The organism is Cobetia sp. UCD-24C, assembly GCF_001306765.1.
Taxonomy (GTDB): Bacteria; Pseudomonadota; Gammaproteobacteria; order Pseudomonadales; family Halomonadaceae; genus Cobetia; species Cobetia amphilecti.
Genome location: NZ_LJTD01000001.1, coordinates 227,520 through 253,722, shown reverse-complemented (window position 1 = coordinate 253,722; position 26,203 = coordinate 227,520). Strand labels below are relative to the sequence as shown.

Sequence of the window (26,203 nt, the reverse complement as noted above, 5' to 3'; positions counted from 1 at the left end):
AGCGGAGCCGGGCTTCGAGGGCTGCCTAGGCCCTGTACCGCGTGTCGCCATGCTCGGCGGTACCTTCGATCCCATCCATCACGGCCATCTGCGCAGTGCCATCGAGCTGCGCGAAGCGCTGGGGCTGGACCATGTGCTGCTGGTGCCTTCGCATCAGCCGCCGCATCGCGCCGCGCCCGGCGTCAGCAGTGATCAGCGTCTGGCGATGCTGGAAGCCGCGATAGACGCAGAGCCGGGCCTCAAGGCCGATGGGCGTGAGCTGCTGCGCGATGGTCCCTCCTACAGTGCCGACACCCTGGCCAGTCTGCGCGCCGAATATGGCCCGCAGGCGCGGCTGGTGATGGCCATCGGCCATGACGCCTTCCTCAAGCTCGGGGAGTGGCATGCCGCCGATCGTCTGTTCGATGACGCCCATGTGGTGGTGATCGAGCGTCCGGACCATGATGCACCGCTGCCCCGGGCGCTCGAAGCGTTGATCCAGGGGCGCGAGGTCGACTCGGTGGCGGCCTTGATGGCGCGCCCGGGTGGCCATCTGTTGCGCCTGTCGCTGCCGACACGCATGGCCATCAGTGCCACCTTCGTGCGCGAGCGTCTCGCGCTGGGTGACAGCGTGCGCTACCTGCTGCCGGAAGCGGTGATCCGTCACATCGAGGCGCATGGCCTCTATTGTCCGTCATCGAGCTGAACCCATCATCGAGCTGAGCGTTGTGGCTCTGAACGTCTTGTCGCGTGCGAGCGTGGCATCATGAGAGGGGCGTCACTGCCGCGATCCCGCATCGCCGTGCGTGGCGCCCCTTTGGCGAGTAAATGACGATGCCCATAGGCGCGCGCATCGCCAACGGGTAGAATGCGCCCCCTGCCGAACAAACTCCCGAGGAATCATGCAGACCGAAGCTCTTAAAAACCTGGTTGTCGACGCCCTTGAAGAACTCAAGGCCCAGGAAATCAGCGAGATCAATGTCTCCAAGCTGACCAGCGTCACCGATGTGATGGTGATCGCGACCGGTACGTCCAGCCGCCATATCTCCGCGCTGGCCAACAACGTGCAGGTCACCGTGAAAGAAGCCGGCGTCAAGCCGCTGGGTTGTGAAGGCGACAACGGCTCCGACTGGGTGCTGCTGGATCTGGGCGATGTCGTCGTCCACGTCATGCTGGCCGAAACCCGTGCCCTGTACGACCTCGAGCGTCTGTGGAGCGATCTGCCCCGCGAAACGCGTGAAGAGTACGAGCAGAGCCACTGATCCTGCCAGCCTGACCCGACGGGTTGCTCGTCGGGGCATGCCAACCGCGCGTTACGTCCTTGCCGGTCGCGATGTCGCGGGCAGGGAGTATCCGATGGAAGGACTGCGGGCTTGCCCGTCGTTCTGACACAGCACGGGACAGGACATGAAGATCCGAGTTTTGGCGGTCGGGCAGAAGATGCCGGACTGGGTGGAGAAGGGTAGCCGGGAATATCTCAAGCGCATGCCGCGGGATTTTTCGCTTGAGTTCATCGAGCTGGCGCCCGGCAATCGCGGCAAGAATGCGGACATCGCCCGTGCCATGGCCAGTGAAGGCGACCGGATGCTTGAAAAACTCAAGGGAAATGAACATGTTGTCGCCCTTGATGTCCTAGGTAAGGCTTGGAGTACCGAGCAGCTTGCCCAGCATGCCGATGATTGGCGGCTGGGAGGGCGAGACGTGGCCATCCTCATCGGTGGTCCGGATGGGCTCGACCCACGCCTGCTGGCACGTGCCGATCAGCGCTGGTCGCTCTCGGCACTGACGCTGCCGCACCCCCTGGTGCGCATCGTGCTGGCGGAACAGCTTTACCGCGCCTGGACATTGCTGGTCGGGCACCCCTATCACCGGTAAGCGCCTGCCGCTTGCGACACGACACTGGTTGCGAGACCCGCCATGCGCCAACGCCGGGCGACGATAAAGAATCCTCAACAGGAAGTGCGGATCTTTCGCCTTCGCAGCATCGTGGCTGCTGGCCTTGTGCTGGTGCTGGCCGGGTGTCTGCTGGCGCGGCTGCTCTTCCTGCAGGTCGTGGAACACGACATCTATACGACGCGCTCGGACAAGAACCGTGTGCGTGTCGAGCCCTTGCCGCCCACGCGCGGCTTGATCTATGACCGCAATGGTCAGCTGCTCGCCGAAAACCGCCCCAACTACAATCTCACCATCGTGCGCGAACGCGCCGGTGATCTCGAGACGACGCTTGAGCGCCTGGTCGAGATTCTCGATCTGCCGCCCGATGAAGTCGAAGACTTCAAGGAACGCTCGCGTCAGCGTCAACGCCCCTATCAGCCCGCCCTGTTGATGAGTGAATTGAGTCAGGAGCAGATCGCGCGTCTGGCCGTCAATCGCTATCGCCTGCCCGGCGTCGAGGTTGAGGCGCAGCTGCTGCGCTACTACCCGGACGCCAAGCCGCTGTCGCATACCCTGGGGTACGTGGGGCGCATCAATCAGGCCGAGCTCAAGACCCTCGACAAGGGCAACTATTCGGGCACCCACTTCATCGGCAAGACCGGTATCGAGCGCTTCTATGAAGAGGAGCTGCACGGTCAGGCGGGCCTGCGCAAGGTGGAAACCAATGCGCGGGGCCGCGTGCTGCGTGAGCTGTCGCGGATCGATCCGGTGCCGGGCAAGGACCTGACGCTGACCATCGACCGCGGCCTGCAGGATCTCGCCTATCGGCTGCTCAAGGGGCGGCGTGGTGCCATCGTGGCCATCGAGCCAGAGACGGGCGACATCCTGGCGATGGCCTCCGTGCCGGGCTTCAATTCCAATGAATTCGTCACCGGCATCAGCGTCAAGAGCTATCGCGCGCTGCAGAATGATATCGACCTGCCGCTGTTCAATCGTGCTATTCGCGGCCAGTACCCGCCGGCCTCGACCGTGAAGCCCTTCATGTCGCTGGCGGGGCTGGAGAACGGTGCCATCACCACCAGCACCACCTTCTACGACCCCGGCTATTTCCAGCTGCCCAATGACAGCCACAAGTATCGCAACTGGCTGCGCTGGGGGCATGGGCGCGTCAACATGCGGCGTGGCATTGCGGTGTCCAATGACACCTTCTTCTACAACGTCGCCTATCGCCTGGGGATCGACCGCATCAGCGAGTACATGCACAAGTTCGGCTTCGGTGAGCAGACGGCGCTGGACGTGCAGGGCGCGCTGCCCGGCCTGATGCCGTCCAAGGAGTGGAAGCGCAATCGCTACGACAAGCCCTGGTACCCCGGCGAGACCATCTCCATCGGTATCGGTCAGGGCTACTGGCTTGCCACGCCGTTGCAGCTCGCCTCGGCGGAGGCCGTGCTGGCCAATCGCGGCAGGCACGTGACGCCTCACCTGGCCAAACGCATCGGCGACGAGACGGTGTTGCTGCCCCGTAGCGAGGAGAAGCCGGATGTGGTGCTGGACAATCCGGCGTGGTGGGACGATGTCATCGCCGCCCTCGAGGACGTGGTCAGCGGGCGAGAAGGCACGGCGCGCAAGTATGTCGGGCCCGGCCTCAAGTACCGCATGGCCGGCAAGTCCGGTACCGCCCAGGTCTTCACCCTCGGGCAGGACCAGAAATACAACGGCAAGGAGCTCGCGGAGCGTCTGCGTGATCACGCCCTGTTCGCCGCCTTTGCGCCGGTCGAGCACCCGGAGATTGCCGTCTCCGTGGTGATCGAGAATGGCCAGGGCGGCAGCTCCGTGGCGGGCCCGATGGCGCGCGCCGTCACCGATTACTGGCTGTTGCCGCGCATTGACCCCGAGGCGCGTGAGGCGGCGCTCACGCTGGCTGCCGCTCTGGCACCCCCGGAGGCACCGGCGGGCGAGGGTGAGCAAGGAGAGAACGATGCCGACTGATTATCAGCGCTCGATGCGTGGTGTAGGTGGGGATCTCAGTCATCGCCGCCGCACCAGCCTGTGGGAGCGTATCCACCTCGACCCCTGGCTGTTGCTGTTGCTGCTGGCCGTGCTCGGCTGCGGGCTGATCGTGCTCTACAGCGCCAGCGGTCAGGATATCGACTTCACGTTGCGCCAGGCCTCACGCCAGGCGCTGGCACTGGTGATCATGATCGGGCTCGCCCAGCTGTCACCCGCAACCCTTTACCGCTGGGCGCCGGTCGCCTACGGTGCCGGCTTCCTGATGCTGGTGGCGGTGGAGGTGCTCGGCGATGTCGGCATGGGCGCCCAGCGCTGGCTGGTCATCCCCGGGGTGGTGCGCTTCCAGCCCTCGGAGCTGATGAAGCTGGCGATGCCGATGATGGTCGCCTGCTGGCTCGGGCAGCGCCCGCTGCCCCCTCGCTGGCGAGACTTGGCCATCTGCGCCGTGATCATCGTCGCGCCGGTGCTGCTGATCGCGCGCCAGCCGGACCTCGGCACCTCGTTGCTGGTCGCGGCGGCGGGCGTGTTCGTGATCCTGCTGGCGGGGCTTTCCTGGAAGCTGATCGCCTTCTTCGGCGCCTTGATCGCCTCGGCATTGCCGCTTCTGTGGATGGTGATGCACGACTATCAACGCCGCCGTGTGCTGACATTCCTCAATCCGGAGTCTGACCCGCTCGGCGCGGGCTGGAACATCATCCAGTCCAAGACAGCCATCGGCTCGGGCGGCATCTTCGGCAAGGGCTATACCCTGGGGACCCAGTCCCAGCTCGAGTTTCTGCCGGAGCGCCATACCGACTTCATCGTCGCGGTCATCGGGGAGGAGTTCGGCCTGATCGGCATGAGCTTCTTCCTGGGGCTCTACGTGCTGATCGTGCTGCGCGGGCTGGTGATGTCCAACAATGGCCAGGACAGTTTTGCACGGCTGACGGGGGGCGCGATCATCCTGACGTTCTTCGTCTACGTCTTCGTCAACATCGGCATGGTATCGGGTATCTTGCCGGTCGTTGGCGTCCCGTTGCCGCTGGTCAGTTATGGTGGGACCTCCAGCGTGACCTTGCTGGCAGGCTTCGGTATTCTCATGAGCATTCATACCCACCGGCGCCTATTGTCGCGATGACGTGGCGGCCAGTTGCCGAGTGGCAAGGACATTCGCGAGCCCAAGCTCGCAGACAGGCAAGGAGAGAGTCGATGACGGTGATCAATGCGCGTGGGCGACGTCTGAAGCACTGGGGCGCAGCCCTGGTGATGGTGGCACCGCTGCTGGGAATGTCAGGCGTGGCCAAGGCGGCGCCTGATGGCTTCGCCCCGGCGACTCACCCGGAAACGGCCAAGCTGGTCGACGAGCTGGTGGCCAAGGGGCTGGATCGCGATCGCGTGACCGAGCTGATGAACCAGGCCGATTACAGCCAGAAGGTGCTGGATGCCATGTCGCGTCCGGCGGAAGGTCATCTGCGCTGGGACCAGTACCGCGCCATCTTCATGAAGCAATCACGCATCGAAGCCGGTGTGAAGTTCATCGCCGAGCATCGTGAGACCTTCGATCGCGCCCAGGCCGAGTATGGCGTGCCGCCGGAAGTCATCGCCGCCATCATCGGTGTCGAGACCTTCTTCGGCAAGCACACCGGCACTCACCGCGTGATCGATTCACTGTCCACGCTGGCCTTCGATCATCCGCGTCGCGGAAAGTTCTTCCGTGGCGAGCTGTCAGCCTTCCTGCAGCTGACGATAGAGCAGGGCATCGACCCGCTCTCCATCAAGGGCTCCTACGCCGGCGCGATGGGCTATCCGCAGTTCATCCCGACCAGCTATCAGGCCTATGCGGTCGATTTCGATGGCGATGGCGTGCGTGATCTGTGGCACAACCCGGTCGATGCCATCGGCAGCGTCGGCAACTACTTCGCGCGTCATGGCTGGAAGGCCGGTGCGCCGGTGGTCAGCGCCGCGGATGGCCCCGGGACGCCGCCGTCCTCCGTCACCTTCAACAAGACGAAAAAGCCGTACATGAGCGTTTCCGCGCTCGAGGCGGCCGGTGTCCAGGTGGCAGACGACGTGGCCGGCAATACTCAGGTGATTCCGTTGGCGCTGGACCTGAAACAGGGCTACCGCTACGCCGTCGGCTACGACAACTTCTACGTCATCACGCGCTACAACCACAGCCACATGTATGCGATGGCCGTGGATGAGCTCTCCCGGGCGATCAAGCGTCGTCTCGAGGACGGAGGTGCGGGATGAGCTGGTCACGCGCGCTACCGCTGACCCTCGCGCTTGCCCTGCTGGCCGGCTGTGCCAGCAGTGGGGGTGGCACCCAGGTCAGTGATGGTGCCTCGGCGAGCACCGGCAAGAAGGCGGGCAAGAATGGCCGCTACGAGATGGACAGCGATGCCTATCCCGATGATGCGCCGGATGTCTCGGCGGTGCCCGATGAGGTGCCACGTATCGAACCCTATACTCGCAGCGGCAATCGCAGCGAGTACGAGGTATGGGGCAAAACCTATCGCGTGATGGATGATCCGCGCGGTTACGTGGCCGAGGGCACTGCTTCCTGGTATGGCAAGAAGTTTCATGGCTACGCCACCGCCAGTGGCGAGATCTATGACATGTACACCATGACGGCGGCCCACAAGTCGCTGCCATTGCCGACCTATGCGCGTGTCACCAATCTGGACAACGGCAAGCAGGTCATCGTCAAGGTCAACGACCGTGGCCCCTTCCATGAAGACCGCCTGATCGACCTGTCCTACAGCGCGGCGTGGCGCCTGGACATGCTGGGTCACGGCACTGGACACGTGCGTGTCGAGACCCTCGACGCCACGACCTGGAAGCCGGGCCCGAGCCCGACCCAGGGCACGGCAGAGTCCGAGCGTCTGCTGGCGCGCAGCCAGGCGGTACGCCGCGAGCAGGGCATTGCCGGGCTTGACGCGATGCAGGCAATCGGCGGTTCCGTGGCCTCGAGCGCGTCCAGCGCGAGCGTTGCCGCCAAGCCCGTGGTAGCCTCTGCTGCGCCGAGCAGCACGTCCTCCGTGGCGAACGGGGAAGCTACCTTCCTGCAGGTCGCGGCGGTCAGTGATCTGAGCAAGGCCGACAGCATTCGTGCCAGTGTCAGCTCCCGTCTGGGACGACCGACTCGTGTGCTGGGCAGCGGCGACCTCTACAAGGTTCAGGTCGGCCCGCTGGAAGACAATGTCCGTATTGAATCGCTCAAGTCGGCGCTGGCCGATGCTGGCTATGCCGGGGCCTTCAGCGTCACGGCAGAGCGATAAGGGCCGCAGGCCCGTTTTCATCCATCATGCGCTTCGTGAAGAGGCGCAACCTGGCCGAGGCGCAAGCCTCGGCTTATGCATGAGTGTCAAAGAGATTCCAACATGTCCCTGAAAGCCCGACTTCTTCCTCTTCGGCGTCGATTCTCCGCGCTGATGGCGGCCAGCGGCATTGCGCTGTTCGCAGGCGTTGCCGCCACCCCGGCCCATGCCATCGAGACGGATACCCTGATTCCGGCGGCGCCGCAGCTGGCGGCTTCTTCCTGGATCCTGATGGACGCCAATTCCGGGCGCATCCTGGTCGAGCACAACGCCGACAAGCGCCTGCCGCCGGCCAGTCTGACCAAGATGATGACGGCCTACCTGGTCGAGAGCGAGATGGACGACGGCAAGCTGAGCCCGGACGAGAAGGTCCGCATCAGCGTCAATGCCTGGAAGACGGGTGGCTCGCGCATGTTCATCCGCGAAGGCACCAGCGTCACCGTCGATGACCTGCTGCACGGTGTCATCATCCAGTCCGGCAACGACGCCAGCGTCGCGCTGGCCGAGCGCATCGGCGGCAGCGAAGGTTCCTTCGCCGACCTGATGAACCAGCACGCCAAGCGTCTGGGCATGAAGAACACCCACTACATGAACGCCACTGGCCTGCCGCACGCGGAGCATTACTCCACGGCGCACGACCTGGCGATCCTGGCGCGTCGCATCATCAAGGACTACCCGGATCACTACGAGATCTATTCCCAGAAGTACTTCACCTGGAATGGCATCAAGCAGCCGAACCGCAACAAGCTGCTGTGGCGTGACAAGGATGTCGATGGCCTCAAGACCGGCCACACCGAAGAAGCTGGCTACTGCCTGGTGGCATCCGCCAAGAAGGAAGATACCCGCCTGATCAGTGTCGTGATGGGCACCAAGTCCGAAGAGGCGCGTGCGCAGGAATCCCAGAAGCTGTTGACCTATGGTTTCCGCTACTTCGAGAGCAAGAAGCTCTATGACAAGGGCGCGGTGCTCAACCAGGCGCGTGTCTGGGGTGGCGAGAAGGATCAGGTGCGTCTGGGCATGGCTCAGGACGTCTTCCTGACCGTGCCGAGTGGTCAGGCTGACAAGCTGACCGCGCGTCTTGATCTCAAGGACACCATCAAGGCCCCGGTTCAGGCCGGCGAGCAGTACGGTACCCTGCAGATCAAGCTGGACGACAAGGTGCTGGCCGAAGAACCGCTGGTCGCACTGGAGCCGGTGGAGCAGGGCGGCCTGTTCAAGCGTCTGTGGGATGCCCTGATGCTGTTCTTCCACGGCCTGTTCAACTGAGTCAGTCTTCTGGCTGTGCGAAGTGACGCGGCCGATGACATGATTCAGTGATGGCAGTGGGGCGCGCGTGCTGGCGGTGCCAGGCGCGCGCCCCTGAATATCGCGGTCGTGTACTCAACAAAGGGCGATCCGGCTGACGGATCGCCCTTTGTTGAGTAGAATGGTCGGAAATAGAGTTACCTGAAGGGCTATCCCCATGGCCAAGACGCCAGCAGCTGGTGGGCAGACGCCCCCGAAGATTGAATTCCCGTGTGATTTCTCCCTCAAGATCGTCGGCACCGCCGCAGAAGATCTCGTCGAAGTGGTCTGCAATATCCTGGAAGTGCATGCGCCGGGCTTCGATGCGACGGCCATCACCTGGCAGGACAGCAAGAACGGCAACTACCGCAGCATCCGTGTGGTGATCCGTGCCACCGGTACCGATCAGCTGGATGCGCTGCACCGTGACCTCAAGGCCACCGGTCGCATCCACATGGTGCTGTGATCCAGGCATGAAACGCTGGATTTCCTTGTCTTGCGCCTTGATGACAGGAGCGCATGCATGAACACGATTCACGTCTACCACCTCGGCCTCAAGGCCTATGATGAGGTGTGGTCGGCCATGCGCCACTTCACCGATACGCGTGCGGCCGATGCGCCGGACGAGCTGTGGGTGGTGGAGCACCCGCCGGTCTTTACCCAGGGCCAGGCGGGCAAGCCGGAGCATCTGTTGATGCCGGGCGACATTCCGGTGGTGCAGACCGACCGTGGCGGCCAGGTGACCTATCATGGGCCCGGCCAGCTGGTGCTCTACCCGCTGCTCAACGTCAAGCGGGGCGGCATCGGCGTTCGCCAGCTGGTGACGGCGCTGGAAGAGACGGTGGTGGCGGCGATGGCCGAGCATGGCATCGAGGCCTATCCGCGTCCGGACGCGCCTGGCGTCTATGTGAAGAAGTCGGCGCAGCGTGGCGATGACCCGCGTCGTTCGATGGAAGAGGCCAAGATCGCCTCGCTGGGACTGCGCATCCGGCGTGGTTGCAGTTTCCATGGTGTGGCGATCAATCTGGACATGGACCTCGCGCCCTTCGGGCGCATCAATCCCTGCGGCTATGCCGGCATGGCGATGACCCAGCTGCGCGATCTCGTTCGCGCACCGGTGGATCTTGCCAGCGAGCGTGACCGCCTGGTGCGTTGTCTGGGCGCAAGCCTGGGCGATGTGACCCTGACTCCGGTGAGCGGCCTGCCCGCGGCACTGGCTGACATTTCTCGAACAGCAGGACAGAACTGATGACCGAGACCATCGCTACCACGAAGCCCGCTCCCTCCGCTGCTCCTGCCCGCAAGGAGCGTGGCGTGAAGCTGCGCGGCGCCGAGAAGGTTGCCCGCATTCCGGTCAAGGTGATTCCCACCGAGACCTTGCCCAAGAAGCCGGACTGGCTGCGTGTGCGCATGCCGGCCTCGCCGGAAGTCACGCGTATCAAGCAGACGCTGCGCAAGCACGGCCTGCACACGGTCTGTGAAGAAGCCTCCTGCCCGAACCTGGGCGAGTGCTTCAGTGGCGGCACCGCGACCTTCATGATCATGGGTGACATCTGCACCCGTCGTTGCCCGTTCTGCGACGTGGCGCACGGTCGCCCCAACGCGCTGAACGCTGACGAGCCGCGCGAGCTGGCCGAGGCCATCGCCGAGATGCGCCTGAATTACGTCGTCGTGACCTCCGTCGACCGTGATGACCTGCGCGACGGTGGCTCCAACCACATCGCCGAGTGCATCCGCGAGATTCGCGAGAAGTGCGACGGCACCGAGATCGAGGTGCTGGTACCGGACTTCCGTGGCCGCATGCAGGTCGCGCTGGATGTGCTCGAGCAGACGCCGCCGGACGTCTTCAACCATAACCTGGAAACCGTGCCGAGCCTTTACCGTCGCGTGCGTCCGGGTGCCGACTATCAGTGGTCACTTGATCTGCTCAAGGGCTACAAGGAGCGTCGTCCGGAAGTGAAGACCAAGTCCGGCCTGATGCTGGGTGTCGGCGAGACTGACGAGCAGGTGCTCGAAGTCATGCAGGACCTGCGCAACCACGGTGTCGACATGCTGACCCTGGGTCAGTACATGCAGCCTTCGCGCAACCACCTGCCCATCGACCGCTGGGTGCACCCGGACACCTTCGATTGGCTCGGCCAGAAGGCGCGCGAGATGGGCTTCTCGCATGTCGCCTCCGGCCCGCTGGTGCGCTCTTCCTACCACGCCGACAAGCAGGCGCACGGTGTGGAAGTGAAGTAAGCCGCACTGCTGACATGCCGTCAGTTGCCTGAACGAAAAAACCGCCATGGAGCTTGTCTCCATGGCGGTTTTTTCATGTGGCTTGCGCCATCAGGACGCTATGTTCATTGCTCGGTCGCCAGCGGCAGGCAGGCCACGCTGTGCCCGGGGATGGGCTCCATCGGCGCGCTGAAGTGAGCATTGAGCTCCGGCAGCAGCTCGCGCACGAAGCGCAGGAACAGCTCGGTGACCGGCGTGGGGTAGCGGTCCTTGGGGTAGACGGTGCACCAGCTGCGTCTGAGCGGGAAGCCCGGCAGTGAGGGCGAGGCCAGCAGGCCTGAGGCCAGCTCGAGCTGAACCGACAGTCGCGGCAGGATCGCCACGCCCAGGTGCGCCATCACGCCTTGCTTGATGGCCTCATTGGAGCCCAACTCCAGCGTATGGCGCAGCGAGACGCGCTCGCGTGCGGCGAACTCCTCGAAGGCGGTACGTGTGCCGGAACCGGGTTCACGCATCAGCATGTAGTACTGCGCGAGGTCTTCCAGGGTGATGCCCTTGACCTCCAGCAGTGGATGACCGGGCCAGACGACGGGGATCAGCTCGTTGTCGAGAATCGGCATGAAGGCCAGATTGGCGTCATCCGGCACCATGCCCATGATCACCAGATCATCGCGCCGCTCGGCGAGGCGCTCGAGCGCCTGACCGCGATTGCAGACGCGCAGGCGCACCGAGACTTCCGGATACCGCGCCCGGAAGCGCGCCAAAATATGCGGCACCACGTACTGAGCGGTGGACACGGCGGCCAGATTGAGCTCGCCGCGGATGGTGCCAGCGATCTCCGACAGCTCCATCTGCAGGCTCGAGACCTCGCCGAAGATCGACTGCACCGAGTTTGCCAGGGCATCAGCCGCCGGCAGGATATGCAGCGTCTTGCCGGCATATTTGAACAGCGATTGCTCGAGTGCCTGCTCCAATTGACGAATCTGGGCACTGACGGCGGGTTGCGTCAGGCCAAGTTGCTCGGCCGCACGGGAGTAGGACTGTTGGCGATGAACCGCTTGGAACACCTGTAACTGTCTGAAAGTTAAGCGATTCAACAAGTTTGGACGCGACATGACACACCCAGTCATAAGGTTTTACTTATAGATTGGCAAAAAAATATCAACTTTTCTATTGGTCTCTCGCTGGGTAGCGTGGAACGCATGCTACCTCGTGTCTGTCAGCGCCGTTGTCGCGTCTGGCGGTCAATGACAAGCGCACGACCAGAGCACCACAACAAGATCACGCGTCACGTCCGGGAGAGTCACCATGTTTCGCAAGTTGCTGATTGCCAACCGAGGGGAAATCGCAGTGCGCATTGTACGCGCCTGTGCCGAGATGGACATCCGCTCAGTCGCTGTCTACACCGAACCTGATCGTTTCTCCTTGCACGTCAAACGCGCCGATGAAGCGCATTTCATTGGCGAAGACCCGCTGGCCGGCTATCTGGATGCCCGCCGCCTGGTCGATCTCGCGCGCGAGACCGGCTGTGACGCCATCCATCCGGGCTACGGATTCCTGTCGGAGAATGCCGAATTCGCGGCCATCTGTGAAGCGGCGGGTATCGCCTTCGTGGGGCCGGCCAGCAGTGTCATCGCCCGCATGGGTGACAAGACTCAGGCCCGCGATGCCATGAAGGCGGCCGGCGTGCCGGTGACGCCGGGCTCGGCCGGCAATCTGGCCGATGTCGAGGAAGCGCTGAGTGTCGCCGAGCAGGTCGGCTACCCCGTCATGCTCAAGGCTACCTCAGGCGGTGGGGGGCGCGGTATCCGGCGTTGTGATGATGCTCATCAGCTCGAGCAGGCCTGGGGTCGCGTGATCTCGGAAGCCACTAAGGCCTTCGGCAGTGCCGATGTGTTCCTCGAGCGTTGCGTGGTCGACCCGCTGCATATCGAGGTGCAGATCCTGGCCGACAATCACGACAACGTGATTCATCTGTTCGAGCGTGACTGCTCCATCCAGCGTCGCAACCAGAAGCTGATCGAGATCGCCCCCAGCCCGCAGCTGACACCGGAGCAGCGCTCCTACGTCGGGGAGATGGCGGTACGTGCCGCCCGCGCCGTCGGCTATCGCAACGCCGGTACCGTGGAGTTTCTGGTCAAGGGCAACGAGATCTACTTCATGGAGATGAACACTCGCGTGCAGGTGGAGCACACCATCAGCGAGGCCATCACCGGCGTGGACATCGTGCGCGAGCAGATCCGCATCGCCTGGGGCCACAAGCTGGCCTTCCGTCAGGAAGACATTCGCCATCACGGCTATGCGATCCAGTTCCGCATCAACGCCGAGGACCCCAAGAACGACTTCCTGCCAAGCTTCGGGCGCATCACGCGCTACTACGCGCCGGGCGGGCCTGGCGTGCGTACCGATACCGCGATCTATACCGGCTACACCATCCCGCCGTATTTCGATTCCATGTGTCTGAAGCTCATCGTGTGGGGGCTGACCTGGGAAGAGGTCATCAATCGTGGTTCACGTGCCCTCAATGACATGCGTCTGCAGGGCGTCAAGACCACGGCGCCTTACTATCAGGAAATCCTCAAGCACCCTGATTTCCGCAACGCACACTTCGATACCGGCTTCGTGGCCGCCCACTCGGAATTGACCCAGTACTCGGTCAAGCGCCTGCCGGAACAGACGGCGCTGGCGATCGCGGCGGCCATCGCGGCCCACGCCGGTCTCTGATGCGCACCTGATGCCCCTGATGTCGTGAATCTTCCCTGAGCTTCCCCCGGTTCACGTAGCCAACAATTAGAAGGACCCCAGACATGACAGCTGCAACCCCCAACACCAACGCCGTCGATCACGCCGAGCGCGTCAAGGTCACCGAAGTCGTGCTGCGCGATGGCCACCAATCGTTGATCGCGACCCGCATGCGCACCGAGGACATGCTGCCGATTGCCGCGCGCCTCGATCAGGCCGGTTTCTACAGTCTCGAAGTGTGGGGCGGCGCGACCTTCGATGCCTGCGTGCGTTTTTTGAAGGAAGACCCCTGGGCGCGCCTGAAAGCGCTCAAGGAAGCCATGCCCAACACCCCGCTGCAGATGCTGCTGCGCGGCCAGAACCTGCTCGGCTATCGTCACTACGCCGATGATGTGGTGGAGGCCTTCGTCGAGCGCGCCGCGGCTGGTGGCATCGATATCTTCCGTGTCTTCGATGCCCTGAATGACCTGCGCAACATGGAAACCGCCATGCGCGCGGTCAAGAAGGCCGGCAAGCACGCCCAGGGCACCATCTGCTACACCGTAAGCCCGGTGCATACGCTGGAGATGTACGTCGAGCAGGCGCGCAAGCTGGTCGAGATGGGAGCCGATTCCATCGCCATCAAGGACATGGCCGGCCTGCTGACGCCGTACGCCACCTACGACCTGGTCAGCGCGCTGGTCGAGGCGGTCGAGGTGCCGATCCACCTGCACAGCCACGCCACGGCGGGCCTGGCGCCGCAATGCCAGATCAAGGCCGTCGAGGCGGGCTGTCGCCATATCGACACCTGTATCTCGGCCTTCGCCGGCGGCACCAGCCATCCGGCCACCGAATCCTTCGTGGCCTCGCTGCGCGGCACCCAGTGGGATACCGGCCTTGAGCTGGAGTCGCTGCGCGAGATCGGCGATTACTTCCACGAGGTGCGCAGCAAGTACTCGGCCTTCGAGAGCGAATTCACCCGCGAGGATGTCTCGGTCCAGATCAGTCAGATCCCTGGCGGCATGATGTCCAACCTGGCCAGCCAGCTGAAGGAGCAGAACGCCCTGGAGCGCATCCGCGAGGTGTTCGATGAGATTCCGCGTGTGCGTGCCGATCTCGGCTACCCGCCGCTGGTCACCCCGACCTCGCAGATCGTCGGCACCCAGGCGGTACTCAACGTGCTGACCGGCGAGCGCTACAAGAGCATCACCAACGAGGTGAAGCGCTACCTGCAGGGCGGTTATGGCCAGGCGCCGGCACCGGTCAACGAAGAGGTCCGCTCGCGTGCCATCGGCAACGCGCCTGTGGAAGTCGGGCGCCCGGCTGACCTGCTCGCGCCGGAGATGACGCGCCTCACCGAGGAGCTGGGCGAGCTGGCCGAGTCCCCCGAGGACGTGCTGACCTTCGCCATGTTCCCGGAGCTGGGACGTGATTTCCTCAACGAGCGCCGCGCCGGCACGCTCACACCGGAAATCATCCCCCAGGGCGAGGCGGAACGCCCGGTGACCTCTGGCGTGCCGACCGAGTTCGTCATCGACGTGCACGGCGAGTCCTACGCGGTGCAGATCACCGGCGTCGGCGGCGCCAAGGGCAGCAAGCGTCACGTCTACCTGACCCTGGACGGCATGCCCGAAGAGGTGGTGTTCGAGGCCAAGGACGATTACGTGGCGGGCGGCCAGAGCGGCGGACGTGCCAGCGCCTCGGCGCCGGGCCATGTCACCACCGCGATGCCGGGCAACATCGTCGAGGTATTGGTCGCGGTCGGTGACAGCGTCACCGCGGGCCAGTCGGTGCTGATCAGTGAGGCGATGAAGATGGAGACCGAGATCGCCGCGCGTGTCGACGGTACCGTCAAGGCCATTCATGTCGCGCGTGGCGATCGTGTCACGCCGGGGGAAGTGCTGATCGAGATCGCGTGATGCCAGCGGCGGCGAGGTTGCAAAATCTGACCGCCGTCACCATCTGACAGCTATACGATCACTAGGGGCGGCCGGGCATCTTCGAGGCTCTGCCGTCCTTTCCTGTGGAAGGACCAACATGGCAACACATTTCGAGCAGGTTCCCGGCCTGAGTGAGCAGATTGACCCGGCCACCCGTGGCTACGTCTTCAACCAGACCATGCTGCGCATCAAGGACCCCGTGCGCAGCCTGGATTTCTACACCCGCGTGCTGGGGATGCGTCTGGTGCGCAAGCTCGACTTCCCGGAAATGCAGTTCAGTCTCTATTTCCTCGCCTATCTGGATGACGACCAGGCCAGTGAAGTGCCCGGTGATGACCTGAAGCGCACCACCTACACCTTTGGGCGTGAGGCGATGCTGGAGCTGACCCATAACTGGGGCACCGAGAATGACCCGGATTTCGCCTACCATGACGGCAACGCCCAACCGCAGGGCTTCGGCCATATCGGGGTCAGCGTGCCGGATGTCTACGCGGCTGCCGAGCGTTTCGAGTCGCTGGGCGTCGAGTTCGTCAAGCGTCCCGACGATGGCAAGATGAAGGGTCTGGCCTTCGTGAAGGACCCCGATGGCTACTGGATCGAGATCCTGCGTGCCGATACCTTCGAGCGTCAGGCCAACGGCGAAGCCTGAGGCAGGCCGCCGCTGTAAACAACCGCCACCACCGGCATGTCCGGGGTGGCGGTTTTTCGTTTATACGAAACCTTGTGTTGCAGGGGTGTCAGCGGCATTCGCTTGCTGCAATGATGATGTCTGACTGACACTCGCAAGGCGCTCATTATTGATGGTCCTTGAGATCGATGGTCCTTGAGATCGATCGCCCATGACGAAAGAGGAGACAGCTATGTCGGAGAATGCACAGCGGTTGAGCGGCAAGGTGGCGGTAGTCAGTGGGGCTTCACGCGGGATCGGCGCCGGGATCGCGCAGCGTCTGGCGGCGGACGGCGCTCACGTCATCGTCAACTATCGCAGCGACAGTGATGGTGCCTTGCAGGTCGTGACGGATATCGAGTCGCGGGGCGGCAAGGCGATCGCCGTTCAGGCCGATGTCGGTGTCAGCAGCGACGCGGCACAATTGTTCACCGAAGCCCGGCGCGTGTACGGCGGGGTGGATATCCTGGTCAACAATGCCGGCATGAGCATCTACAAGCCCATCGCCGATTTCACGGATGACGACTTCGCCAACCTGATGCAGGCCAATCTGACCGGCTCCTTCAATCTGATGCGTGAGGCGGCGCGGCATCTGCGCGATGACGGACGTGTGATCAACATTTCCACCTCGGTGACGCGGCAGATGTTCGCGACCTATGGGCCCTATGCGGCTTCCAAGGCCGCAGTGGACCAGCTGACACGGGTGCTGGCCAAGGAAGTCGGCGAGCGAGGCATCACGGTCAATGCCGTGGCACCGGGCCCGACGGACACCGGCCTGTTTCGTCATGGCAAGAGTGAAGAGACCATCGAGCGCCTCAAGGGCATGGCGGCGCTGGGGCGCATTGCGGACCCGCAGGATGTCGCAGCCGTGGTGGCCTGGCTTGCCAGCGAAGATGCCGGCTGGGTGAGTGGCCAGGTCATCGGTGCCAATGGCGGCTTTGCCTGAGGTCGCCGAGGTGGGTTTTGCCTAACACCGCCCATGTTTGCGGCTATGCTGTTGTCAGGATGAGGTTTGTTCAGACATTGGCATGAGGGGCTGGTATGAAGGTGACAGCTAGCGAAGTCCACGGCGATATCTCGCCGCAGGGCGTGATCCCGGCTCCCGATGGTTTGCGCGTGGGTTATCCCGGGCACCTTGGGGGTTACTCGCGCGAGTGCGCGCTCAAGCTCTATGCCAACGACGCCCAGCTCAAGGCTTACGCAGGCATCGACGAAGTCATCAGGGCGCTGGCGGAAGGCGAGATCGATACCGCCGTGGTGCCCTGGTCGCGTGGGCATCAGCGTCCGGTGCGCACCACGCATCAGGCGCTGGCCTTCTGGACGGGCATCTGCGTCGAGCGGCGCGTCTTCCGTGCCATCAGTCTTAGTCTGCTGGGGCCGCCCGGGGCTTCACCGTCAGCGGTGAGGCGTATCGTGGCGCGCGAGGCCCTGTTTGAAGAGTGCGATGCCTGGCTGCAGCAGAACCTGCCGGAGGTCGAGCGGGTGGAGTGCCTGCACATGGCGGATGCGCTGGACATGGCAGAGAGTCGCAGCGATACGCTGGCCATCGCGCCGCCATCACTGGCGCGTCGCCCGGGGCTTGTGTGCCTCGCGCAGCGCATCGAGGATGACCCTGGCCGTGTGGCGCAATTCGCGGTACTGAGGCGTGATCACGCGCGGGTGCGCGGCCAGTGCTTTTCCTGTGATGCCACGGTGGATGAAGGGCAGGGTAACGCCGTGCTGTCCGGTGCCAGCGAGCCCACCGGATGAGGCTCGCCGCTCGGCCCTGAGTTCCGTTATGCTGAAGGCCATTCGTCATCAGAGGCCTTTTGCATGGTGTCTTCCGACCAGCGCTCATCCGCACCCTCCGTATCCTCCGCATCCTCTACACCAGAGACGCAGGACGCCGCGACTTCATCCGATGTCGCGGCGTCCTGCGTGGTGCAACGCATTCCTGCCACTCCCGCCGAGTGGATGACCTCCGGCGAGCTTGATGCCCGCCTGCCGGTGCGGCCGGCCGTGGTGCCGGTCTCGCTGCCGACGGCCGGGCTGATCATCGTCGATGAGATCAACGGCTTCTGTCAGGTCGCAGGCGGTGCGCTGGCGCCTCAGGCGCCCAATGCCCAGGTCAGCAGGATGATCGCCCTCAGCGATACGCTGGCGCGAACCTTCAGTGAGCGCAGACGCCCCTTGCTGGCCTTCATTGATTCCCATGCGCCGGGCAAGCCGGAGCCGCCTTATCCCGCCCATTGTGAGCAGGGCAGTGGCGAGGATGAGCTGGTGGCGGAACTTGCCTGGCTGGAGGAGGAGCCGCAGGCCACGCTGGTGCGCAAGGACTGCATCAATGGCTATGTCGGCGCGATTGATCCCCATACCCAGGTCAATGCGCTGCAGGAGTGGGTGAGCGACGAAGGGCTGGAAACCCTGGTCGTGGTAGGCATCTGCACCGATATCTGCGTGATGGACCTGGTATTGACGTTGCTGTCGGCGCGCAATCACGGCCTGTTGGGCAAGGTGCGTGACATCGTGGTGCTGGAGCCCGGCTGTGCCACCTACGACCTGCCGGCCGAGGTGGTCGCGCAGCTGGGGCTCCCCGATACGGCGACGCATCCCCAGGCAGACAGTCATCACATCGGGCTTTACTGCATGGCGGCACGTGGTGCGGTGATCGCCAGTCAGCTTGAGCTGACTTCTTGAGCAGATGTCGTGAGCTGCTGTCATGGATTGAGCTGCGTCTCTCGCATAGCGTCGCCGGATAGCGGGATAGCGGGATAGCGGGATAGCGTGAAAGTGGAGAGAGGAAGAGCTGGGAAGGTGGCAGGAAGGCAGCAATTTCGTCAGAGGCCGCGCAGGCAATGCCGCCCATCTGCGCAAAAGGTAGTTTGATTACAACATCTGGCCATGAAAACGCCGCCTCTCTTGCGAGCAGGCGGCGTTTTCATGGGGCGACAGCCAGCGTCATTCAGGCGCGGGTGCTGACCCAGTCATTAGCGTCCGGCACGGCCACTTCGACTTCCTCGGAGATCAACTTCGAGTGGAAGAGGAAGTCCGCGCTGGCCGCATTGCTGGCGACCGGCACGTTCCACAATGCCGCCAGGCGCAGCAGCGCCTTGACGTCAGGATCGTGCGGCATCGGCGCGAACGGGTCCCACAGGAAGACCAGCAGGTCCAGATTGCCTTCGGCGATGCGCGCGCCGATCTGCTGATCACCGCCCAGCGGGCCGCTCAGCAAGCCCTCGACCTCGAGACCCAGCTCCTTGCTGATGCGGCGGGCAGTCGTGCCCGTGCCCAGCAGCTGGTGGCGGGACAGCTCATCGCGCCAGCGATTGGCCCACGCCAGCATTTCATCCTTCTTGCCATCGTGCGCCACCAGCGCAATGCGCTTGCGTGCTGGCAGGGTGCGCCGTGCCTGGCGCTTGGGTCGTTGTTCGCTCATTCCCTGACCTCCTGAGGATGGGGCAATGTCGCTGGCCTCCCGCCCTGAAAGGCCCGGGGCGGGAGGCCAGCGAGGCCGATCAGTCGATGGTGCTGCCGACAGTGACGATCTTCATGGTGTTGGTGCCGCCATGTGCGTTCATCTGGTCGCCACGGGTCAGGATCACCAGGTCACCGCGAGTCGCGATGCCACGGGCTTCCAGCTCCGCGATGGCGCGACGATTGATTTCCGCCGCCGGCAATTCGCTGGAATCGAAGGGCAGTGACACCACGCCGCGGTAGAGGGCCATGCGACGCTGGGTCTTCTGGTCCTGCGCCAGGCCGACGATGGGCAGACCGGAGCGGATGCGCGAGGCGATCAGCGGGGTATAGCCGGATTCCGTCATGCACACGATGGCCACGACACCGGTCAGGTGGTTGGCGGCATACATCGCGGACAGCGCGATGGTCTCGTCGGTCTTGCTGAAGCCTTCGTGGATGCGGTGCTGGGATTCCTGCGCGGCACGCTCACGTTCGGCGCCCAGGCAGACGCGATCCATGGTCTCGATGGTCTCGACCGGGAAGTCGCCGGCGGCGGTCTCGGCCGACAGCATCACGGCGTCGGTGCCGTCGAGCACGGCATTGGCGACGTCGAAGACTTCGGCGCGGGTCGGCAGCGGCGCGCTGATCATGGATTCCATCATCTGGGTGGCCGTGATGACTACGCGGTTGAGGCTGCGCGCGCGGCGGATCATGCGCTTCTGCACGCCGATCAGCTGAGCATCGCCAATCTCGACGCCCAGATCGCCACGCGCCACCATCACGCCTTCACTGGCGAGGATGATGCCATCCAGCACGGCGTCGTCGGCCACGGCTTCGGCGCGCTCGACCTTGGCGATCAGGCCGATGTCACGACCTTCCTCGCCCAGCAGCTCACGGGCCAGCTGCATGTCGGCGCCGCTGCGCGGGAAGGACACGGCCAGATAGTCGACGCCGATATCGATGGCGGTCTTCAGGTCAGCCTTGTCCTTGTCGGTCAGGGCTTCGGCAGACAGGCCGCCGCCTTGCTTGTTGATGCCCTTGTTGTTGGACAGCTTGCCGCCGACCTTGACGGTGGTGTGGATCTCGTTGCCCTTGAGCTCATTGACCTCAAGCACCACACGGCCATCGTCGAGCAGCAGCACGTCGCCCGCGACCACGTCATCGGCCAGTTCCTGGTAGTCACAGCCGACACGCTCGACGGTACCTTCATCACGGCCCAGGCCGATATCGAGGATGAACGGCTGGCCTTCGCTCAGCTTGACGGCGGTATCCTTGAAGCGCGCGATGCGGATCTTCGGACCCTGCAGGTCGCCCAGCACGGCGACGCTGCGGCCCTGGGCGGCGGCGGCCTGACGTACGGCCTCGGCGCGCATGCGGTGATCTTCGGGGCTACCGTGGGAGAAGTTGAGGCGTACCACATCGACTCCGGCACGAATCATCGCGTCGAGCACACCCGGCTTGTCACTGGCAGGGCCGAGAGTGGCGACAATCTTGGTGCGGCGGATCGGGCCGTTGAACGCGTGCGGCATGAAAGCATACTCCTTGAACACTGGCGTGATGGACTGGCTGAAAACGCAAACCAGGTTGTTGTCATTTTACTACATTGAAGGCTGAAAGGGAGCCTGTCGAGTATCGTCGGCTGTCGTTGTCCATTCTCGTGATCACGATCGGGACTGCAAGGGGTGACGTGAAGTATGCCGAGCGATTGTTGCGAATACGTTGTCGCGGGTACGCGGACATGGGCTGGGGCGCTAGGGTATGCCGCGCTGCGCCATGCGGGCGCGGCCCGTCATTTCGACGCCTGACGGCCAGGCGTCGCATGCTCTCTGCGGCAGCGTCGTGGTGACCGCCCCGTCACGCCAATGTCCGCCGGCTGGCTTTCACTGACAGCCATTCCAGTGCTACCTATATAGTGGCAATACCCTGCTGGGCGAAATTTCCGCTCATCGGCCCAGCGCAGACCCTGTATCGGCCCCGTGTATCGGGCCCGTTGACCGCTGCCATGCGTTGATGACCTATGCTCAAACCCGGCTCGAATGCCGGATTGCCACGACCACATGCCTGACGGCTGTCGATGTCATTCGGCGCAAGCCGCACGCTGACATGGCGGGTGGCATGGCATGTCTCGAGGCTGTCGCAGAGGCGCCCTGTCGAGCCGCCCTGACGAGGCGTCAGTCTCAACATTGCTGGTCAGCGCTGAAATGCTGGGGTAGGGTAGGCGCATTTTTCGGCTGGGACAAAACCCAGCGCGACGAGTCATTCGCCGGCGCAATCAGCGCCGGCCAGGAGATGCGAGCAACCATGGGCAAGTCACTGGTGATCGTCGAGTCGCCCGCCAAGGCCAAGACCATCAACAAGTATCTCGGCAACGACTTCGTGGTGAAGTCGAGTGTCGGGCACATCCGCGACCTGCCGACCAGCGGTAGCGGCAAGCAGGCCACCGACCCCAAGGAACGTGCCCGTCAGGCGGCGGAGACTCGCAAGATGTCGCCCGAGGTCAAGGCGGCTCACAAGGCGCAGAAGGCCAAGACCCAGTTGATCCGCCGCATGGGGGTCGACCCGGAGAATGGCTGGGAGGCGCATTACGAGATCCTGCCCGGCAAGGAAAAGGTCGTTTCCGAGCTGACGCGTCTGGCCGAGAAAGCCGACACCATCTATCTCGCGACGGATCTGGACCGCGAAGGTGAGGCGATTGCCTGGCACCTGCGCGAGACCATCGGTGGCGACGATTCGCGTTACAAGCGCGTGGTGTTCAACGAGATCACCAAGAAGGCGATCACGGCGGCCTTCGATGAGCCGGGCGAGCTGAAGATGGACCGCGTGCATGCCCAGCAGGCACGCCGTTATCTGGATCGCGTCGTCGGCTTCATGGTCTCGCCGCTGCTGTGGGCCAAGGTCGCTCGTGGTCTGTCCGCCGGGCGTGTGCAGTCGGTTGCCGTGCGTCTGATCGTCGAGCGTGAGCGCGAGATCCGCGCCTTCATCCCCGAAGAGTTCTGGGATGTCCACGCTGAGCTGGCCGCCGCCAGTGGTGAGGCGATCCGTTTCGAGCTGGCGCGTCAGGATGGCAAGGCCTTCCGTCCGACCAGCGAGAAGGAGACGATGGACCGCATCGCGGCTCTGCGCACGGCCAAGCTCGCGATCACCAATCGTGAAGACAAGCCGACGCGCTCCAAGCCGAACGCACCGTTCATCACCTCGACCCTGCAGCAGGCGGCCAGTGGTCGTCTCGGCTTCTCGGTCAAGAAGACCATGATGATGGCCCAGCGTCTCTACGAGGCGGGTTACATCACCTACATGCGTACCGACTCGACCAATCTGTCGGCGGACGCGGTGGCCACGGCGCGCGACTTCATCAGTGAAGAATACGGCAGCAACTACCTGCCGGAAGCGGCCAACGTCTACTCCAGCAAGGAAGGCGCCCAGGAAGCGCACGAAGCGATTCGTCCTTCCGAAGTGTCGCGCCGCGCCACCGATCTCGCCGGCATGGAGCGTGACGCCGAGCGGCTGTATGAGCTGATCTGGCGTCAGTTCGTGGCCTGTCAGATGCTGCCGGCCGAATACCTGTCCTCCACGCTGACCATCGAAGTGAATGGCTACGAGCTGCGTGCCAAGGGCCGTGTGCTCAAGTTCGACGGTTACACGCGTGTCATGAAGCCGATGGGCAAGAAGGAAGAGGACCAGTCGCTGCCGGACCTCGCCATCGGCGAGAAGCTGGACCTGGTCGAGCTGCAGCCGCTGCAGCACTTCACCAAGCCCACGGCGCGTTACACCGAGGCCAGCCTGGTCAAGGAGCTGGAAAAGCGCGGTATCGGTCGTCCGTCCACCTATGCCGCCATCATCTCCACCATCCAGGACCGTGGCTACGTGGCGCTGGAAAACCGTCGCTTCTATGCCGAGAAACTGGGCGATATCGTCACCGATCGCCTCAGCGAGTCCTTCAAGGACCTGATGGACTTCGGCTTCACGGCGCGTATGGAAGACTATCTCGATGAGGTGGCCAACGGCGGGCGCAACTGGCGCGAGCTGCTGGACACCTTCTACGCCGAGTTCAAGGCCGAGCTGGACCACGCCCAGTCCGAAGAGGGCATGCGTCCCAACCAGCCGGTGCCGACGGACATCGCCTGCCCGACCTGTGGGCGTGAGATGCAGATTCGTACCGCCTCGACCGGAGTCTTCCTGGGCTGTTCCGGCTACAACCTGCCGCCCAAGGAGCGCTGCAAGACCACCATCGATCTGCTGCCGGGCGATGAAGCCGTGGCGGCCGATGCCGGTGAAGATGCCGAGACGGATGCGCTGCGCGCCAAGCGTCGCTGCCCGATCTGCGCCACCGCGATGGACAGCTACCTGATCGACGAGCAGCGCAAGCTGCACGTCTGCGGCAATAGCCCGGACTGTGTCGGTCACGAGGTCGAGGAAGGTCAGTTCCGCATCAAGGGCTACGATGGCCCGGTGATCGAGTGCGACAAGTGCGGCTCCGACATGCAGCTCAAGACCGGGCGTTTCGGCAAGTACTTCGGCTGCACCAACGAGAATTGCAAGAACACCCGCAAGCTGCTCAAGTCCGGTGAAGTGGCGCCGCCGAAGATGGACCCGATTCCGATGCCGGAACTTGCCTGCGTCAAGGTCGAGGACCACTACGTGCTGCGCGATGGCGCCAGTGGCCTGTTCCTGGCGGCCAGTCAGTTCCCCAAGAATCGCGAGACGCGTCCGCCGCTGGTCAAGGAGCTCAAGGCGCATGCCGACGAGCTGCCGGAGAAGTATCACTTCATTCTCGAGGCCCCGGACCAGGACCCGGACGGACGTCCGGCGCAGATTCGCTTCTCGCGCAAGGTCAAGGCTCAATACGTCATGACCGATGAGGAAGGCAAGGCGACCGGTTGGAAGGCGACCTACGACAACGGCCGCTGGGTCGTCGAGGACAAGCGCAAGGGAGCCAAGAGCTGATGAGCCAGCGTGCCCGTACCAATCAGCTGCTGTATCAGGCCGAGTTGCTGCTGGCCCAGTCAGCAGCCTCTGGCGACGATGAGCATGCCGTGGCGCGTCGCATGGCCGGTGAAGAGGGCGCGCTCGCCCTGCTGGAGCTGGCGCTGGCGTCATTGCTGGAAGAATGTGCCGTGACGGCGCGCTGGCCAGAGGGTAGCTGGCGCGAGCGCCTGGCGCCGCCGCCGACGCCCATCGCCGAGGTCGAGCAGCTGCGCAGCCTGCTGGAGCGCCCCGACAGCTGGTTGTCTGAGCTGGTCGCGGATGTGACCCGCCTGCATGAAGAGGGCGGCGTCGCGCGTCGCGAGGAATCGCGTTCGCGGGGTGATGGTCTGATCATCGCGGCAGCCTCGAGCGCCTCGCTGGCCGAGCGTCTCAGCGCCGCCATCACGGCATTCAAGGCGCTGCTGCCGCAGCTGCGTGAGTCGAGTGTCGAGTGGTAGGTCAAGGCGCTGATCTGGTGCTGCACGCTGGTGATGACTGGCGCATGGCAATCGGGTGACGTTTCGCCTTCACGGGTGCTAGACTGATCGCATTGTGGCAAGCCCTGCATTCTCCGGTACGACCATGGCTCTGGCTGTGGTCGTACTTTTTTCTGCGTCGCTGATGGCAACGCGGTGCCGGGCTTGCCAGCCGTCGCGCTGACGATTACAACGACGCCGGTATCTCGCGAGATGCCGTGCAGGAGGAATGACGTGTCCGATCCCGCCGTACTTGAAATTGTGCAAATGGAAGATGGTGAAGTGATTCTGCGCGCCGCGGAAAGCGAAGGTGAGCCGCTGCTCAGCATTCGCATTTCGGACGAGGCCGCTGATCTGCTGCGTGACAATCGTTTCGAGGTCGCGCGTGAGATGATCGACCACGCCATCACCCGGACTCGCCTCTGGGATGGCGAAGAAGACGAAGACGAGCAGTCAGAAGGCATCGTGCACTGATTCATCGCTCGCGCTTCGCGCACAAAAAAACCCGCCTCGAGGCGGGTTTTTTTGTGCAATGCGTGCGGCTTTTCTGCTGCTCAGAACTCTGCGAGAAAAGCGCTACTGGTCAAGGTCTCAGTGCAGGCCACCATCGCGGATGACGCCCACCCCGAGACCCTCGATCTCCAGGCTGTCCGTGCGCAGGTCGACCTTGATCGGCGAGAAATCCTCGTTCTCGGCTTCCAGCCACACGTAATGTCCGTCACGGCGGAAGCGCTTGACGGTGACCTCATCCCCCAGACGTGCCACCACGATCTGGCCGTCACGCACGCTGCTGGTGCGGTGCACGGCCAGCAGGTCGCCTTCCAGAATTCCCACGTCCTTCATCGACACGCCGCGTACACGCAGCAGGTAGTCGGCAGCCGGCGAGAAGTAGTCGCTCGGTAGCGGACAATGACGGTCGATATGCTCGCTGGCAAGAATCGGGCTGCCGGCGGCCACTTCCCCGATCACCGGCAGGCCATCGTTGGCGCTGTCGTCGACGTCAGCCAGCGACGGCACGCGAATGCCGCGTGAGGTGCCCGGCACCATCTCGATGGCGCCCTTGCGCTTGAGGGCACGCAGATGCTCCTCGGCGGCATTCGGCGAGCGGAAGCCCAGCGCCTGGGCGATTTCGGCCCGCGTCGGCGGGTAGCCAGAGGACTTGATGGTCTTGATGATGAAGTCGAAGACATCCTGCTGGCGCGGAGTAAGCGGCTGGGTCATGGCATTGCCTTTGGCCTGGGCGGCATCTTGAGCTGACGGCACGGGGTGTGCATCCATACAACTGTCATTGTATCCAGTCATGGCGGTCATGCAAGGCATCGTGGCTTGCGT

General features: G+C 63.7%; 24 protein-coding genes. 20 read left to right on the top strand and 4 right to left on the bottom strand.

Annotation, left to right across the window (positions count from 1 at the left end):
* Positions 1-49 precede the first annotated feature (49 nt).
* The 11 genes from nadD to lipA all read left to right on the top strand — a co-directional run bounded on the left by nadD (position 50) and on the right by lipA (position 10,688).
* The gene (gene nadD, locus AOG28_RS01065) at positions 50-685 is read left to right on the top strand and encodes a nicotinate-nucleotide adenylyltransferase (protein ID WP_054555178.1); all 636 of its coding nucleotides are present in this window, start codon (positions 50-52) and stop codon (positions 683-685) included.
* Positions 686-881: 196 nt separating this feature from the next.
* Positions 882-1,241, top strand: coding sequence for a ribosome silencing factor (gene rsfS / locus AOG28_RS01060; protein ID WP_043331961.1), 360 nt, complete (start codon positions 882-884; stop codon positions 1,239-1,241).
* 145 nt (positions 1,242-1,386) lie between these two features.
* A complete protein-coding gene (rlmH, locus tag AOG28_RS01055) occupies positions 1,387-1,854 on the top strand; it encodes a 23S rRNA (pseudouridine(1915)-N(3))-methyltransferase RlmH (protein WP_043331959.1) in 468 nt (155 codons plus the stop codon).
* Between the two features lie 42 nt (positions 1,855-1,896).
* On the top strand, positions 1,897-3,843 hold the full coding sequence (mrdA, locus tag AOG28_RS01050) for a penicillin-binding protein 2 (RefSeq protein WP_082388120.1): 1,947 nt from the start codon (positions 1,897-1,899) through the stop codon (positions 3,841-3,843).
* Positions 3,833-4,981 carry a rod shape-determining protein RodA gene (gene rodA / locus AOG28_RS01045; protein WP_043331958.1) on the top strand — a complete coding sequence of 383 codons (1,149 nt, stop codon included), beginning with the start codon at positions 3,833-3,835 and terminating at the stop codon, positions 4,979-4,981. Before mrdA ends, rodA begins: the two co-directional genes overlap by 11 nt.
* A 71-nt stretch (positions 4,982-5,052) precedes the next feature.
* A complete protein-coding gene (gene mltB / locus AOG28_RS01040) occupies positions 5,053-6,096 on the top strand; it encodes a lytic murein transglycosylase B (RefSeq protein WP_054555034.1) in 1,044 nt (347 codons plus the stop codon).
* A complete protein-coding gene (locus tag AOG28_RS01035) occupies positions 6,093-7,124 on the top strand; it encodes a septal ring lytic transglycosylase RlpA family protein (protein ID WP_054555033.1) in 1,032 nt (343 codons plus the stop codon). Before mltB ends, AOG28_RS01035 begins: the two co-directional genes overlap by 4 nt.
* Positions 7,125-7,226: 102 nt before the next feature.
* Positions 7,227-8,429 carry a D-alanyl-D-alanine carboxypeptidase family protein gene (locus AOG28_RS01030; RefSeq protein WP_054555032.1) on the top strand — a complete coding sequence of 401 codons (1,203 nt, stop codon included), beginning with the start codon at positions 7,227-7,229 and terminating at the stop codon, positions 8,427-8,429.
* Between the two features lie 196 nt (positions 8,430-8,625).
* Positions 8,626-8,913 carry an HP0495 family protein gene (locus tag AOG28_RS01025; RefSeq protein ID WP_043331948.1) on the top strand — a complete coding sequence of 96 codons (288 nt, stop codon included), beginning with the start codon at positions 8,626-8,628 and terminating at the stop codon, positions 8,911-8,913.
* A 57-nt stretch (positions 8,914-8,970) separates the two neighbouring features.
* Complete coding sequence (gene lipB, locus AOG28_RS01020; RefSeq protein ID WP_082388119.1) at positions 8,971-9,696, top strand: lipoyl(octanoyl) transferase LipB; 726 nt, start codon at positions 8,971-8,973, stop codon at positions 9,694-9,696.
* Positions 9,696-10,688, top strand: a complete 993-nt coding sequence (gene lipA, locus AOG28_RS01015; protein WP_052384342.1) for a lipoyl synthase — start codon at positions 9,696-9,698, stop codon at positions 10,686-10,688. The genes lipB and lipA overlap by 1 nt, the downstream gene beginning before the upstream one ends.
* Before the next feature lie 104 nt (positions 10,689-10,792).
* Here the strand turns inward: lipA and AOG28_RS01010 are convergent, their stop codons facing one another.
* Entirely contained in the window at positions 10,793-11,782 is a 990-nt protein-coding gene (locus AOG28_RS01010) for a LysR family transcriptional regulator (protein WP_043331946.1), read from the bottom strand.
* 193 nt (positions 11,783-11,975) lie between these two features.
* Here AOG28_RS01010 and AOG28_RS01005 point away from each other — a divergent pair, with 193 nt between their 5' ends.
* From AOG28_RS01005 to AOG28_RS00980, 6 genes are all read left to right on the top strand, one after another.
* The gene (locus AOG28_RS01005) at positions 11,976-13,391 is read left to right on the top strand and encodes an acetyl-CoA carboxylase biotin carboxylase subunit (protein WP_054555031.1); all 1,416 of its coding nucleotides are present in this window, start codon (positions 11,976-11,978) and stop codon (positions 13,389-13,391) included.
* 83 nt (positions 13,392-13,474) lie between these two features.
* Positions 13,475-15,307, top strand: a complete 1,833-nt coding sequence (gene oadA, locus AOG28_RS01000; RefSeq protein ID WP_054555030.1) for a sodium-extruding oxaloacetate decarboxylase subunit alpha — start codon at positions 13,475-13,477, stop codon at positions 15,305-15,307.
* Positions 15,308-15,425: 118 nt separating this feature from the next.
* Positions 15,426-15,977, top strand: a complete 552-nt coding sequence (gloA, locus tag AOG28_RS00995; RefSeq protein ID WP_054555029.1) for a lactoylglutathione lyase — start codon at positions 15,426-15,428, stop codon at positions 15,975-15,977.
* A 211-nt stretch (positions 15,978-16,188) separates the two neighbouring features.
* Positions 16,189-16,941, top strand: a complete 753-nt coding sequence (locus AOG28_RS00990; protein WP_054555028.1) for an SDR family oxidoreductase — start codon at positions 16,189-16,191, stop codon at positions 16,939-16,941.
* Between the two features lie 95 nt (positions 16,942-17,036).
* On the top strand, positions 17,037-17,744 hold the full coding sequence (locus AOG28_RS00985) for a prephenate dehydratase domain-containing protein (protein WP_054555027.1): 708 nt from the start codon (positions 17,037-17,039) through the stop codon (positions 17,742-17,744).
* Between the two features lie 63 nt (positions 17,745-17,807).
* Positions 17,808-18,671: an isochorismatase family protein gene (locus AOG28_RS00980; RefSeq protein WP_200906711.1), complete on the top strand. Its 864-nt coding sequence runs from the start codon at positions 17,808-17,810 to the stop codon at positions 18,669-18,671.
* Positions 18,672-18,936: 265 nt separating this feature from the next.
* Here the strand turns inward: AOG28_RS00980 and AOG28_RS00975 are convergent, their stop codons facing one another.
* Both AOG28_RS00975 and pyk read right to left on the bottom strand, forming a co-directional pair.
* Complete coding sequence (locus AOG28_RS00975; RefSeq protein WP_054555025.1) at positions 18,937-19,410, bottom strand: methylglyoxal synthase; 474 nt, start codon at positions 19,408-19,410, stop codon at positions 18,937-18,939.
* Between the two features lie 79 nt (positions 19,411-19,489).
* Complete coding sequence (gene pyk / locus AOG28_RS00970) at positions 19,490-20,959, bottom strand: pyruvate kinase (protein ID WP_043331933.1); 1,470 nt, start codon at positions 20,957-20,959, stop codon at positions 19,490-19,492.
* Positions 20,960-21,731: 772 nt separating this feature from the next.
* On the opposite strand from pyk, the gene topA reads away from it, so the two are divergent.
* The 3 genes from topA (at position 21,732) to AOG28_RS00955 (ending at position 25,345) form a co-directional block, all read left to right on the top strand.
* Entirely contained in the window at positions 21,732-24,374 is a 2,643-nt protein-coding gene (gene topA / locus AOG28_RS00965; RefSeq protein ID WP_054555024.1) for a type I DNA topoisomerase, read from the top strand.
* The gene (locus AOG28_RS00960; RefSeq protein ID WP_054555023.1) at positions 24,374-24,853 is read left to right on the top strand and encodes a DUF6586 family protein; all 480 of its coding nucleotides are present in this window, start codon (positions 24,374-24,376) and stop codon (positions 24,851-24,853) included. The genes topA and AOG28_RS00960 overlap by 1 nt, the downstream gene beginning before the upstream one ends.
* A 252-nt stretch (positions 24,854-25,105) precedes the next feature.
* Positions 25,106-25,345 carry a hypothetical protein gene (locus tag AOG28_RS00955; protein ID WP_052384340.1) on the top strand — a complete coding sequence of 80 codons (240 nt, stop codon included), beginning with the start codon at positions 25,106-25,108 and terminating at the stop codon, positions 25,343-25,345.
* Positions 25,346-25,462: 117 nt separating this feature from the next.
* Here the strand turns inward: AOG28_RS00955 and lexA are convergent, their stop codons facing one another.
* The gene (gene lexA / locus AOG28_RS00950; RefSeq protein ID WP_043332079.1) at positions 25,463-26,092 is read right to left on the bottom strand and encodes a transcriptional repressor LexA; all 630 of its coding nucleotides are present in this window, start codon (positions 26,090-26,092) and stop codon (positions 25,463-25,465) included.
* Between the last annotated feature and the right edge of the window lie 111 nt (positions 26,093-26,203).